The organism is Burkholderia sp. RS01 (genome assembly GCF_039748055.1).
Lineage (GTDB): Bacteria > Actinomycetota > Actinomycetes > Actinomycetales > Micrococcaceae > Arthrobacter.
In genome coordinates, this window is sequence record NZ_JBDLAK010000020.1 from 1 (window position 1) to 13,047 (window position 13,047).

Consider the following 13,047-nt stretch of genomic DNA (forward strand, 5'->3'; position numbering starts at 1 on the left):
CCCCCGGGGGGGTCCCTGGGGGGGCGGCCCCCCCGCGCGGGGGGGGGGGGGCCGCCCCCGGCCGCCCCCCGGGGCCCGCCGGGCGGGGCCCCCGCGCCGGGGCTCCGCCGCTTACTGGGCCGTTCCGGACCAGCCGCCCCGTCCCCAATGCTCGTTTTCCAGCAGTCGTTCGGCAACGTCAATGGCCGAGTTCACGGAGGCCTCCACGCCGGTCTTGCCGTTCTTGGCGCCCTGACCGGCCGCGAAACCGACCAGGAAAGCACTGACCGGACCGGCCGACGGGTTGACCGCCTCAGCCGATTTCGCCGCCAGGTCCAGGATCGCCTGATCTTCGACTTCCAGGTCCAGGATCTGCAGCGCCTGGGCCAGGCTCCTGCTCCAATGACTCAACTCCCGCTGGTCATCATTCGACTCGGTCATGGCTACTCCTCCATCAGTTGAAGTGCCTTCCGCCGGCAAAGAGGCCCGCGAAAGCAGTGTCGGTCTCCACCCTTGCACCGGGAGCGGCTGAGCACAACGCAAAGCAGTGCGGGCTACCCGGTGAGGGAACCAGCCGTGTGGATTTATTCGGCCGGGCCTGCCTGCGCGGCGTAGGCGATGGCCTGGTCGCGCACGTGGCTCACGTAGGAATCAGACTGGTTGTAGGAGTAGATGGCGTCGGTCCAGCCCTGCGCGGTGGTGAGGTCGCGGCTGCCGGCGCAGAGGTACGAGGCGGCACTCAGGGCGGCATCGTCGATGCTAAGGGGGTCGGCTTCGCCGTCCCCGTTTCCGTCCCGCCCGGCCAGCTGCCAGGTGGTGGGAATGAACTGCATTGGTCCCACGGCGTGGTCCCAGCGGGCGTCGCCGTCCAGGGCGCCGTCGTCCGTGTCCGGGATGGCGGCGAAGCCGTCGCCGTCGAGGCTTGGGCCGACGATGGGCCGGCTCGCCTGCCCGGCGGCATTCAGGCTTCCGCCGCCGTGAGTTCCGTGGGCGGATTCGATGAAGCCGATGGCCGCCACCGTGTTCCAGCCGATCCTGCACGCCGGTGCCTCGGCGTTCGCCACCCCGGCCGCAGCCGCGTAGGCACGAAGGGCGCGGACCGGTATCTCGGTCCGCGCCGCCGTCCGGACGAGCCATTGGGCGTCAAACTTGCCGTGGGTGACGTTGACGGCGCTGTTGGCTGAGAGCACCCCAAGTTTCGCCTCCGATTGGGGCGGCGGATTGGCCCCGCTGGCCTCCGTACCGGAGACGTGGAGCGCCCAGAACGTGAGACCGGTGATGACGCAGAACGCGAAAAGGGCGAGGACCGCAAGGCGTTTCAGGCGGAGCATCTAGCCGAACCAACCCGCGGGCATCCCGGTCCGGGCGTCGTCGTAATCGGTTGCCACGTGGGTGATTCTCTTTCCGGGGGTTGTTGTCTGACCGGAATGCAACCTACACCATTGCACGGAGTTTCCCTGCCGGGAGGCCCATCGGGCACTACGGAAGCGCGCCGTCCCGGACCTGGATAACTCATTTCCCAACTGTCGCAGTCGCTGGCCGGCAAAGTGGTGATCGACCCGTCCAACCCAATAGGCCCCGACGGGCACGGCGGCTATACCAACACGCTGCCGGCCGACCGATCAGCTGCCTCGGTCCTGGCGGCCCTGCTCCCCGCCGGAGCGCACTTCGTGAAGGCCTTCGGCACGCTGGGAGCAGAGGCCCTGGGTTCGGCGGCCAACCGGCCATCCGGGCGCGCGGTTCTGTTCTATGCGACCGACGACGACGACGCGGCCGAGACGGTGGAACGGCTCATCATCGCCTCCGGTTTTGATCCGGTCGAAGACGGCGGAATCGACGCGGCCGGCCGGCTCGAGCTGATGCGCGGCGACCTTCACCAGAACGGCGGGCTGGGCGGGAAACTTCTGAACGCCGACGAAGCCCGGGCCGCTCTCTAGGTAGTCCTACCGGTGGCGACGCCGGCCTAGCCGACGGCAATGAAAGGACGTGGCGTAAACTGCGCGGCGGCGAGAGAATCCTTATAGGAGACTGAACAGGACCCAAAGGAGTGTGCAGTCATGATGACTGCTGCGCATGCGCGGGCGGTGGTTAGCCGGGACGGGTATCTCCCGATCGAGGACCACGGGCTTATCGGCGACGGATCCACCTGCGCGCTGGTGGGGCGTGACGGGGCCATCACGTGGCTCTGCCTGCCAGAATTCGACAGCCCTCCCTTCCTGGCCGGGATTCTCGATATGGAGTACGGCGGCCGCTTTGAAATCGCCCCGGTTCGAACGCTGGCATCCTTCCAGCGCTACACCGAGGATTCGTGCGTGCTGGTCACGTCACTCATGTCCGACCGCGGCACGCTCCAACTGACTGACGCCCTGACCCTGCGCTCCGGTGCCGACCTGTCGGAGCCGGTCCCGGCCGGCCGCTCCGAACTGCTACGGCACGCGAGGGCAGTGGGCGGGGACGTCCCGATCCGCATCCGCCTGATCCCCAAGGCCGGTGTCACGTTCAACGCGCTGGCCACTGGCTGGAGATTCGACTGGCGCCAGGACGGAATGCAGGAAGTCTATCTGTGGTCTTCCGTCGAACTCCTTCCTGACGGGCACGGACTGTCCGCGGCCTTCACGCTTCGCGCGGGAGAATCCCTGACCATGGTCCTGCACTGGGCAGGCCGGTTCCGGCTGCGTCAGCATCCGGAATCCAAGAAGCTGATCGACCAGACCGTGTATGCCTGGCGCCGCTGGGCCTCCGGCCTGGACTGCGAAGGTTCCCAGGCGGAGCTAATGAAGCGCTCCGCCCTCACGCTCAAAATGCTGGACCATGCCGAGACCGGCGCCATTCTGGCAGCCGCGACGTCGTCCCTGCCGGAATGGCCCGGCACGCCGCGCAACTGGGACTACCGGTACACCTGGGTCCGTGACGCCTCATTCTCCAACTATGTTCTCAGGCGCATTGGCGACCCGAGCGATGCGGACGTGTTCCTCGCCTGGGTTCTGACCAACGTTGAACGCGACGGTGTGCCGCACGTGATGTATGCCCTGGACGGATCCCAGCCACCCGACGAAGTACAGGACCCGCAGTTGCGGGGATACCGCGGATCGGCGCCGGTCCGGTGGGGAAACGGCGCCCGCTACCAGCTCCAGCACGATGTGTATGGCGAGATCATCGACATCGCCTACCAGTGGTCGGGGAGCGGCAAGCGTGTGGACAACCGGCTCTGGGCTGCGCTGACGCCGATTGTTGAAATGGCTATCAGGAAGTGGCGCGTCCCGGACTCCGGTCCGTGGGAAATCCGTGGCACGGGCCGCCCCTTCACCTACTCGGCGGCGCTGTGCTACGTCGCCATCGACCGCGCCATCCAGATCGCGCGCAGGGACGGGCTTCCGTACCCAAAGCGCCGCTGGGAGGCAACCGCCCGGGAAATCCGGCAGGCTGCCCTGAACCAGTCCTGGGATGCCAAGAGGCGCACGCTTACTGAGCACCTGGGCGGGAGCGGCGGGCTGGACGCGTCCTTGCTCTCGCTTCCCGTTCGAAATGTGATTGATTTCGATGATCCGCGGATGGTGTCCACTACCAAAGCCATCGCCGCCGAACTCGATGCCGGAAACGGCCTCCTGTTCCGCTATCTGCCTGAGGTTTCTCCGGACGGGCTTCCCGGCAATGAGGGCGCGTTCCTGCTCTGCAGCTTCTGGTTGGTGGACAATCTGGCCGGCCAGGGCCAGGTTGAGAAGGCACACGAGCTCTACGAATCCCTCTGCAGCCGTGCAAACCCGCTGGGATTGCTGCCGGAACAGATCCATCCGGATACCGGCGAATTCCTCGGAAATTTCCCCCAGGCTTTCAGCCACGTCGGCGTGCTGGCCAGCGGGCTGCGGCTTCTGAAGGCCGAGCGTCGAGCCGCCAATAGTCGGCCCCAGTCCTAGGAATCGGGTCCGGCAATTGGTATCCGCTGACGCGCTCGAGTTCTATACTCATTGCACCGGCGGATCACTGCAGTCGCAGCGACGGTAGCGTGGAAAGGTCGCGGTCACCGTGGTCAGGAATCCATTCAAGCACCCCATGCCTGGACATGACGATAAGTCGAAGACCGGCATTCACCATTCTTCCTGGCTTCAGCGCGAGAACGACGCCATCAGCCACGGCAAGAGCAGCCTCTTCTTCATCGCCCACGAAGGTCCGCCGCCGCCGTCGACGACCTGCATTCAGGGACACGAAATCCCGCCCGGGGAAACCACTTGCAGTAAAGGGCATCCAATCGGCTAAGAAGCGGACGCTGATCTGCATACCGTCGCTCCCCCACCGGGGAAAGCCGTTGGGTCTGCGTGCTCATGCTTCCAAAACACGGCCCAGTGCCGTGAACCGGCCGGCGCTGATCTGCCAGTCAGCGCCGGAATGCATGGCCCTGCCCGAACGTTACTTCCATGGACGTAATTTGGGTACCTGCCCCTCCGGAAGCGCGGGCAGGCCAAGGAACAGGAAGGAATGAGTAACTCCATAGAATCCGTGGAGGACGACGGCGGGAATGTCGCCACGTACCGACGCCATGCCAACGGCGGCGGTCTCATCGGCCGGGGCGTGAAGGTGGGCGAGGCGTCAGTCATCGGGGCCGGCACGTATGTGGAAGCGGGCGCCCAGGTCGGTTCCGGATGCCGCATCGGCGCCGGCAGCTGGATCAACCGGAGGGCGCACATCGGTGACCGCGCCGTCATCGGGGACGCCGTCTACGTGGGCGCGGGTGCAGTCCTCGGCAACAGCGTCCGCATCGGAAGCCACTCGCGCATCGGGGCCCGCGCTCAAATAGGGGACGGCGTCCGACTGCACGCCGACAGCACCGTGCCCGAAGGCGCCGTCATCTCAGTCGTCAACAGGCCGTCTCCACAGCCTTCGGCAGCCGCCTTGCCCGGCCACAAACGGCCGAAGCGGAGCGCGGCGTAGGGATGCGCCGTTCCGGTCAGCCGGCAGCCCGGGCCGCAACCCGGCAGAAGTGCGGGCCACCTGGATCACTGGTATGACTCCGGGAGCCATGCGCCCAACACGGCCAGCGCACTGACCCAGGTTGTTCTCTGCCGTTTCCGGCCCGCACCGTCGGGATGACCCCTGCCGCTCCCTTTATTATGGCGCGGCCCTACCCTGATTCCGCGGGCCGCCCGGAATCCCGGGTGACGGCAGCCGTGCTGCTCCGGACCACGAGTTGAGGGGGAAGCACTTCAAAGCTTTGGGGCCGGAGGGGGTCGGCCATGCGCTGCAGGAGCAGATCCGCGGAATGTATGCCGACGTCGCGGCTGACGGGGTCCACGGTGGTCAGCGAAAGGTGCCGGATCTGACCCAGGTAGGTGTTGTCGTACCCGACGAGTGAGAGCTGCGCGGGAATGCTGACGGAGCGCTCGGCGGCGGCAGAGAGCCCTCCGACGGCGAGGACATCGTTGGCGGCAAAGACGGCGGTGGGCTGCCGCCCGCCGTCGAGAAGCCGGCTCATGGCCTCAAAGCCGGACCTTTCAGTCATGTCCGTCTGCTCCACCCGGACGTAGTCTTGGAGGCCGTTGCGGGACATGGTGTCCCGATACGAGCCGGCCCGCAGGGCACCGGACCTGGTGGGTGCGGCAAGATGGGCGATATCGCGGTGGCCGAGGTCTATCAGGTGTTCGACGGCGATGCGCGCGCCGGCGACGTCGTCGTTGGCGACAAGGTCTGCCGCTGGCAGGTCGAAGCCGCGGATGCCGGCTACGACCGTCGGTGTGTGCATGGATGCCCGTGTCAGGTCGTCGTCGGGCGCGATGTCTCCGGCGATGACGAGTCCGTCCACACGCAGATCCATGAACGGGGACACCGGGCTTTCTCCCGGGCGGGCGAGGTAGCGGGGGTCGCCGAGGACCATCCGCAGGTCTTTCTCCAGGAACACGCTCCTGAGCCCATCGAGCAACTCCACGAACCAGGGATTCGCCAGGTCATCGAGCAGCACTCCCACAATGCCCGTGCGTCCGCTGGCCAGCGAGCGCGCTGCGTTGCTCGGCCTGTAGTCCAGGGCGGCCATTGCCTCGGCGACGGCTGTTCGCTTTTGCTCGCTGACCTTGGGCGAACCCCGCAGCACCAGGGAAACGAGTGCGCGCGAGACGCCGGCTTCCTGCGCAACGTCCTCAATGGTGGCGCGCTTGCCCGTTCCCCTTTGCATCACTTCATTCCCCGACAATTGCCCGCCTCTTTCCGGCCAGCGTACCGCGCGGGGGCGGCGGGCACCCGCCGCCCCCGGCAGCCTCGACTGGAAGAGCCGCTTACGGCCGGTGCAGGGCAACTGCACCGACGCCGGACGTCACCGCCGCGTCGCCGCGGACTCGCCGGCCGCCGTCGCCGTCGCCGTCGCCGTCGGGGGAACGATGATGGGCAAAGCGCCGGTGCGGAAATGCACCTCCAGTTCTTCCAGGGACTGCCCGCTCGTCTCCGGCACGAACTTGGCAACGAAGACCAGGGACAGAACATTGACCAGCACAAACACGGCGAAGGTTCCCGTCGATCCCAAGGCGACCACGAGGATCGGGAACAGGAAGGAGATCGCCGCGTTGACGGTCCACAGGGCAAAGACCGCGATCCCCATGGCGAATCCCCGGATGGCCATCGGGAAGATCTCCGAAAGCAGCAGCCAGACGCAGGTCCCGATGAAGCACTGCACGAAGGCCACGAAGAGCATCATGGCGGCCAGGATCGTGTAACTGACGGCGTTGGACTGCGGAAGCATGAAGACGACGGCGAGAAGCGCCTGGGATCCGACAACACCGGAGAATCCGATGATGAGCATGCGGCGGCGCCCGACGAAGCCCAGGAGCCAGATGCCCACGATGGTCATGACCACCGATGTCACGCCCACGGCAATGGTTGCCACCAGCGACGCGCTCACACCGAGCCCGCTGCGTTCAAGGATGCTGGGCGCGTAGTAGTTCACCGTGTTGATCCCGGTCGCCTGCTGGACGACCGCGAGTCCGATGCCGATCCACAGCAGCCGGCGCATCCACGGGTTGTTCTTCAGGTCGCGCCAGGCATGCGAGCGCTCGTTGCGGGCCGTCGTGGCGGACTCGACGATCTCCTTGTACTCAGCCTCTGCTTCGTCCCGGTCCCGGCTCAGGTCCAGGATCCGCCGGCTATCCGCGAATCGGTCCCGGAGCGCGAACCAGCGCGGCGATTCCGGCAGCATCAGCATGCCGATCAGAAGCGCAATCGCGGGGATCGACGCCACGCCGAGCATCAGGCGCCACACGGACGTGTCATGGATGAGGGTGTCGAGAAGAGCGTTGATGGCGAAGGCGAGCATCTGACCGGTGACGATCATCAGCTCGTTGATGGTGACCATGCGGCCCCGCAGGTTTGCCGGCGCCATTTCCGCCAGATACAGGGGGCAGGTTACCGCCGCCGCGCCCACACCGAGGCCGAGGATCACGCGGGAGGACACCATGAAGGCGACATTGGGGGCGATGGCGCAGCCCAGGGCGCCCAGGAGGAACAGCAGTGCGCAGACAAGGAGCGTGCCGCGGCGGCCGAGTGCGTCAGCGAGCCGGCCTCCGGTCAGTGCACCCGCGGCGGCGCCGGGGAACAGCAGGGCACTGACCACCGTCGCCTGCTCGACGGCGTTCACGTTCAACGAGTCCTGCATGTACAGCAGCGCACCGGAGATGACTCCGGTGTCGTAGCCGAACAGGAGTCCGCCAAGCGTGGAGATGATGGTCAGGCGGGTGAGATACCCGCCGTGTTTGGAGCCCGATGCGGGCCGGTGTGCTGCGTGCAACGACATTGTTGACATCCTTGGATCGTTCGGCCGGACTGCCACGGCCTTCGGGCGGGGAATGCTACGAGTGGTGCAGTTCAGTTCCCACCAGATTAGAGCGCTCTAATCGCTGGGTCAACAGTTTGTTCTGACATACGCTCAAAGTATGCGCACCACCGGAAGGAGACATCATGCGCGGCAACCACACGCAGTCCCCCGGCACACTGACCTCCCGCCTCAGCGAGGCTGGTCACCGCCCGTACTGCGCGGCCCATGAAGCTCGCCGCCACGAGGCGCTCCCAGCCCCGCACGCGGACGCTTCGCGCGTGCGGTGCAGGCTGCCTAAACTCCGGCGCCGTACCCCATACGGCGGCGCCGGGCCCCCCTCCGCCCAAACCCCGGGCCCTGCAGCTGCCGGCCTTCACGTGCGCCTGGCCTTCCTCCACCAGTGCGGCCCACCGGAGCGTGACACCATCCGCCGTGGCGAACTCCCCGATGCTCCACTGACATCCCGAGCCCGTTGCTTGTGTCATGCGTGCGACGCCAATTCCTGACGTCGCGTGAGGTACAACAGCGAGACGCAGTGGCCGCTGCTGAGCCAATACTGAGAGTTGTTGTGGACAGGCTGAGAAACCTGGGCCCGGACTTTGTATATGGCCGGTGACGGTTGCATCCTTGGAGCATGGATGCTGTCCGGACGCTTGCCGGCCGTGGCCTGCCCCGGAAGCTCTGGGGTGTGCGAAAACGCGCAACGGCCACGGCTGTCTTCGTCGTGGCCGTGGCGCTCCTCATCGGCGGCCTGACGCTGCTGATACTGCTCCGGACGTCGCTCGTCTCCGCCGCGGAGGTCGCCGCCCGGGCCGAAGCCGCGGAGGTCGCCGCCCAAATCTCCGGCCAGGGCCTGCATGAAGGACGCCACTTCATTGAGTCTGGCGCGGACACCGGGCAGTATGTCCAGATCCTGGATCCGAAGGGGGCGGTTCTCGCCTCCTCGGTGCCTGCCGCGGCAGCAACTCCCCTGACCGCTTCGCGCCCAAGTGCCGGGCAAATGCTCATCCAGGGCGTGCCGGAACTGCCCAGCCTCGGAAACGACGACGAGTTCCTGGTTGTGGCGACCGGCGTCCGTGACAAGGGCGCCCTCTATACGGTGGTGGTGGCAGCCACAGTCCAGGTCGAGGCCAACACCGTCGCCACTGTGTCGTGGTTCGTGCTCGGCGCCATTCCGCTGCTGTTGGCGCTGGTAGGGATCGCCGTCTGGATGCTGGTAGGCAGGTCCCTGCGCCAGGTGGAGAGAATCCGCGGCCAAGTCGCCATGATCAGCGCCCGCCGCCTGGACGGACGGGTGGAGGTGCCGCCCACGGCCGACGAGATACAGGCCCTGGCGCAGACGATGAACTCGATGCTGGACCGGATTGAGGCAGCCGATCTGGAACAGCGGCGCTTCGTCTCGGACGCCAGCCATGAACTGCGCAGCCCCCTCGCCACCCTCAGCGCCGGGGTGGAAATTGCCGCCGCCGACCCCTCCGGACGCACGTGGGAGGAGATGAAGTCGGTCCTTGCCGGCGAGACCGCACGGATGCGGTACCTCGTTGAAGATCTGCTCACGCTTGCCAAGGCCAACGACGGAGGACTGCGCCTGGAGAAGTCCGACGTGGATTTGGACGACATCCTCAACGACGAGGTGGTCCGCCTGCGTTCCACAAGCCGGCACCGGATTGTGGCGCACCTCGAACCGGCCCGGATTACCGGCGATGCGCGCAGGCTGGCCCAGGTGGTCCGTAACGTCCTTGACAATGCCGACCGGCATGCCAAGTCCGTGGTGACCATCGAGATTCGCAACGGCGAGAGCCAAGCCATCATGACCATCGATGACGACGGGCCGTCTGTGCCGGCCCCGGACCGGGAGCGGATCTTCGAGAGGTTTGTCCGGCTTGATGAGAGCCGGTCCCGTGAACAGGGCGGCAGTGGTCTGGGCCTTGCCATCGCCGCCGCCGTGATGGCAGCCCACGACGGGTCGATCAGGACAACGGAAGCGCCAGGAGGGGGCTGCCGCTTTGAAATGGTCTTCCCGCACGCCGCGCCTGCCGACGAGGCCGGGGCAGGAACCGGGGCCGGGGCCGGGGCCGGGATGAAAATCGCCGGGACGAGAATCCCGGGGAAGAAAGTCCCGCGCTAGCTAGCGCCGCGCTATCCCACCGGGGCCTTGTCGGCGGTGAGCAGGTAGCCCATCCCCCGCACCGTCATCAGGCTCTGCACGCCGAACGGGACGTCGATTTTCCGGCGGAGATATCCAACGTAGACCTCGACGACGTTATCTCCGCCGTCAAAGGCGGCATCCCACACGTTGTCCAGGATCTCGCCCTTTGAAATCACCTGGCCAGGCCGCCGCATCAGGAAGTGCAGCAGAGCGTACTCCTTGGCGGTCAAGGCAATCGCGGCCTCCCCCCGGCGCACCTGGCGGCTTGCCGTGTCAAGGCTCAAAGATCCCAGCTCCAGGACGACGGGCCGCTCCGGCGCTCCGCGGCGCACCAGCGCCCTTATCCTGGCGACCAGGACGAGGAAGCTGAACGGCTTCGTCAGGTAGTCATCGGCTCCGAGGTCGAAGGCATCCGTCTGGTCGTACTCGCCGTCCTTGGCCGTCAGCACCAGAACGGGCGTCCAGATTTTGCGGCCCCGGATTTCTTTCAGTACGTCATAGCCATTCTGCAGCGGCAGCATCAGATCGAGCAGAATCACGTCGTAGGGCTTCTCCGTCGCAGCCCAGACCCCGCTGATGCCGTCATGAACGACGTCCACCACGAATCCTTCGTTGGCCAGCCCGCGGCGGACCGTATCGGCCAGCTGCTTTTCATCCTCGACAACCAGAATTCTCACGCCTGCCCCCGCCCATTCATTCTCGAAGTATCCCTGACGGAGGGCCGGTCTGTCCCTACGGCACGGGCTTCTCAGCTTGCTCTCATGACCGGTGCACCATCCTGTGCATGAGACCTTCGTGATCCGCTACAGGAAAGAATGCCACCATGTACGCCACCTCCAGACCCGCGGCCGTAATTTATCGCGCGCTGGGCTTCCGGCGGTGGATGAGCACGAACAGGCCGCCCTAACCCTTTCTCGCCTCAAGACAAGCGGAAGAACCGACCGAGGAAGTGAAAGTCAGTGGCAAACATACGATGGGATCTTGTTCCCAACCCGGAGTGGGTACGGATGTATCGGCGCGGCCTCAGCCGCGGCCAAATCTCGGATCAGACCGGGGCGCCCATATCGACCGTGGGTTACCACCTGACGGCGGCACGGACCGCCGATCCGGCGCTTCGTGAGGAGCACTTTGCCGCCGCCAACGGAGACGCCGCCAGGGCAACCCGGCGAAGCGTCGAACGTATGAACGAGCTCGTCGGAATGGTGCGGCAAACGGGCCGGTACCCCGCAACCAACGCGCCCGACGCCTCGGAACGCAACCTCGCAGCATGGCTGCGCCGCCGCCGCCGGGACGCTGCAGCGGGATCGCTTACCCGCATCATCGATGACGGCCTGAGCGTTCTGCCGGACTGGAAGACCCCCAAGCGCGCCGGTCGGAGTGACGCCGGCCTGACGGCAGCGCGCCGGCGCTAGCGGGAGTGTTCCGCCTGTCGGAACCTCGATCTCGACAGGCTCGATCTCGACAGGCTCGATCAGCGGGCGGGCTCCATCAGCGGACGGGCGGCGGTCAGTCGTCCTCGGCGCCCTGGTTCAGGACCTGGAAGTCCGGGCCGAGGTTCACTTCGACTTCCGGGCCGCTGTTCAGCCGGATCTCAACTTCGTAGGCAGAGCCCGGGTCCCCGCCGTCCTCAACATCGGTCACCGTCCCCGGCCCCACCTTGGCAAGCGCGGCCTCGACAGCTTTGTCGCGATCGGCCTGGCTCAGGGTGCTCTGGGAACCTCCGTTGGAGGTCAAGTCGTCAACCACCAGGCTTCCGGCCGCCGCCGCAACCGTTGCGCCTCCCAGGGCTGCCGCAGCCACTGCTGCTCCGATGATCCATGCTGTTCTCTTGCGCACAACAGTCTCCTTTCACATCGTCTTCCCCAGTGTCCTACCGATTTTGGACCGGCACAACGCCCCACAGGAAACGCCCGCCCGGGCTACCCCCGGGCGGGCGAATCTGGTTTCTTGCGGCGGGTGGGCTGTCCCGCTACAGGAGGCTTGTTCCGATGTCTTTGCCGATCCGTTGGAGCAGAGCGGCGGAGAGTTCGGGGTCCTTGGACGAGTCCTGGTCGGTGTATTCGGCCAGGGTGTACACCCTCGTCAGCGACATTTCGGACCACCGCTCCCGGGGCAACAGGGAACGGCCGGCGACGGCGATGATCGGGCGGGAGCCAGACCGGCGGGCGACGGCGGCCGGCAGCTTGCCGGACAGCGTCTGTTCGTCGATGCTGCCTTCGCCGGTGATGACCACGTCGCAGCTGTCCTTGCGGGCGTTGAAGCCGAGCAGGTCCAGGAAGTAGTCCGCGCCGGAGACCTGTTTGGCGCCGAGGAGCAGGCAGGCGTAGCCGATTCCCCCGGCGCTTCCGGCGCCGTCGTGCCCCGCCAGCGCCGTTGCGTCGGCGAACCCTGCCTCCGCCATCTTGGCGACGAGGTGCTCCAGGCCCTGGTCGAGGGCTGCGATGTCCTTCGGCTCGGCGCCTTTTTGCGGGCCGAAGACCGCCGGTGCCCCCTGGCCGCCGAGCAGCGGGTTGTGGACGTCGCTGGCGACGATGAGTTCCGTGTCCGCCAGTTCGGGGAGTCCGGTCCGGTGGACGGAGTGGATCTGCGCGAGGGCCCTGCCGCTGCCGTAGAGCTGCCGGCCGTCGGCGTCGCGGAAGCTGTAGCCCAGGGCTGCGAGCATTCCCATGCCGCCGTCGGTGCTGGCGCTGCCGCCCAGGGCCATGACGATCCTGGCCGGCTTCAGGCTGAGGGCGAACAGGATGGCTTCGCCGAAGCCGCGGCTGGATGCGCTGAGCGGTTCCAGCTTTCCGTCCGGGAGGAGCCCGAGGCCGCAGGTGTTGGCGACCTCGACGACGGCGGTCTCGCCGTCGAACGCGATGTCCGCCTGGACGTGCTGGCTCGTGGGGCCGGCGACCGTGTAGCTTCGCCGGGTGAAGCCGGAGGCGACGGCGGCATCGACGCTGCCGTCACCTCCGTCCGCCAGCGGAAGCAGTTCGCAATGGACCGCTCCGGCTGTGCCGGCGGCACCGGCTGCGGAGCGGAGCCCCGCGGCCAGGGCGGCCGCAACTTCGCCGGCGGTGAGGCTGCCTTTGAACTTGTCGGGTGCGATGAGGGTCCGCACGGTTTTCGGGGCGGTGGTGCTGTGCAT

General features: G+C 66.8%; 13 protein-coding genes. 5 read left to right on the top strand and 8 right to left on the bottom strand.

Annotated elements, in window-relative coordinates; translation table 11 throughout:
• Nucleotides 1-111: 111 nt before the first annotated feature.
• Together ABFP37_RS17165 and ABFP37_RS17170 are read right to left on the bottom strand one after the other, a co-directional pair.
• Entirely contained in the window at nt 112-420 is a 309-nt protein-coding gene (locus ABFP37_RS17165) for a DUF6457 domain-containing protein (RefSeq protein ID WP_078028617.1), read from the bottom strand.
• Nucleotides 421-563: 143 nt separating this feature from the next.
• Nucleotides 564-1,310 (bottom strand): lytic transglycosylase domain-containing protein, encoded by a 747-nt coding sequence (locus tag ABFP37_RS17170; protein ID WP_078028618.1) that lies wholly within the window; start codon nt 1,308-1,310, stop codon nt 564-566.
• 216 nt (nt 1,311-1,526) lie between these two features.
• Between ABFP37_RS17170 and ABFP37_RS17175 the strand changes: the two genes are divergently transcribed.
• Together ABFP37_RS17175 and ABFP37_RS17180 are read left to right on the top strand one after the other, a co-directional pair.
• A complete protein-coding gene (locus tag ABFP37_RS17175) occupies nt 1,527-1,916 on the top strand; it encodes a hypothetical protein (protein WP_347034295.1) in 390 nt (129 codons plus the stop codon).
• Between the two features lie 120 nt (nt 1,917-2,036).
• The gene (locus ABFP37_RS17180; protein WP_221937593.1) at nt 2,037-3,893 is read left to right on the top strand and encodes a glycoside hydrolase family 15 protein; all 1,857 of its coding nucleotides are present in this window, start codon (nt 2,037-2,039) and stop codon (nt 3,891-3,893) included.
• Between the two features lie 64 nt (nt 3,894-3,957).
• Here ABFP37_RS17180 and ABFP37_RS17185 read toward each other — a convergent pair whose 3' ends face one another.
• The gene (locus ABFP37_RS17185) at nt 3,958-4,254 is read right to left on the bottom strand and encodes a hypothetical protein (RefSeq protein ID WP_347034296.1); all 297 of its coding nucleotides are present in this window, start codon (nt 4,252-4,254) and stop codon (nt 3,958-3,960) included.
• A gap of 198 nt (nt 4,255-4,452) precedes the next feature.
• Here ABFP37_RS17185 and ABFP37_RS17190 point away from each other — a divergent pair, with 198 nt between their 5' ends.
• The gene (locus ABFP37_RS17190; RefSeq protein WP_347034297.1) at nt 4,453-4,905 is read left to right on the top strand and encodes a DapH/DapD/GlmU-related protein; all 453 of its coding nucleotides are present in this window, start codon (nt 4,453-4,455) and stop codon (nt 4,903-4,905) included.
• 190 nt (nt 4,906-5,095) lie between these two features.
• Here ABFP37_RS17190 and ABFP37_RS17195 read toward each other — a convergent pair whose 3' ends face one another.
• Together ABFP37_RS17195 and ABFP37_RS17200 are read right to left on the bottom strand one after the other, a co-directional pair.
• On the bottom strand, nt 5,096-6,139 hold the full coding sequence (locus ABFP37_RS17195) for a LacI family DNA-binding transcriptional regulator (RefSeq protein WP_078028622.1): 1,044 nt from the start codon (nt 6,137-6,139) through the stop codon (nt 5,096-5,098).
• A gap of 138 nt (nt 6,140-6,277) precedes the next feature.
• The gene (locus ABFP37_RS17200) at nt 6,278-7,747 is read right to left on the bottom strand and encodes a sugar porter family MFS transporter (protein WP_347034298.1); all 1,470 of its coding nucleotides are present in this window, start codon (nt 7,745-7,747) and stop codon (nt 6,278-6,280) included.
• A 655-nt stretch (nt 7,748-8,402) separates the two neighbouring features.
• On the opposite strand from ABFP37_RS17200, the gene ABFP37_RS17205 reads away from it, so the two are divergent.
• Complete coding sequence (locus tag ABFP37_RS17205) at nt 8,403-9,896, top strand: ATP-binding protein (protein WP_347034299.1); 1,494 nt, start codon at nt 8,403-8,405, stop codon at nt 9,894-9,896.
• A gap of 11 nt (nt 9,897-9,907) precedes the next feature.
• Here the strand turns inward: ABFP37_RS17205 and ABFP37_RS17210 are convergent, their stop codons facing one another.
• Nucleotides 9,908-10,594: a response regulator transcription factor gene (locus ABFP37_RS17210; RefSeq protein WP_078028626.1), complete on the bottom strand. Its 687-nt coding sequence runs from the start codon at nt 10,592-10,594 to the stop codon at nt 9,908-9,910.
• Between the two features lie 282 nt (nt 10,595-10,876).
• Between ABFP37_RS17210 and ABFP37_RS17215 the strand changes: the two genes are divergently transcribed.
• Nucleotides 10,877-11,329, top strand: a complete 453-nt coding sequence (locus ABFP37_RS17215; RefSeq protein WP_347034300.1) for a hypothetical protein — start codon at nt 10,877-10,879, stop codon at nt 11,327-11,329.
• A 94-nt stretch (nt 11,330-11,423) separates the two neighbouring features.
• Here the strand turns inward: ABFP37_RS17215 and ABFP37_RS17220 are convergent, their stop codons facing one another.
• Both ABFP37_RS17220 and ABFP37_RS17225 read right to left on the bottom strand, forming a co-directional pair.
• Nucleotides 11,424-11,753 (bottom strand): PepSY domain-containing protein, encoded by a 330-nt coding sequence (locus ABFP37_RS17220; RefSeq protein WP_347034301.1) that lies wholly within the window; start codon nt 11,751-11,753, stop codon nt 11,424-11,426.
• Between the two features lie 133 nt (nt 11,754-11,886).
• A complete protein-coding gene (locus ABFP37_RS17225; protein ID WP_347034302.1) occupies nt 11,887-13,047 on the bottom strand; it encodes a glycerate kinase in 1,161 nt (386 codons plus the stop codon).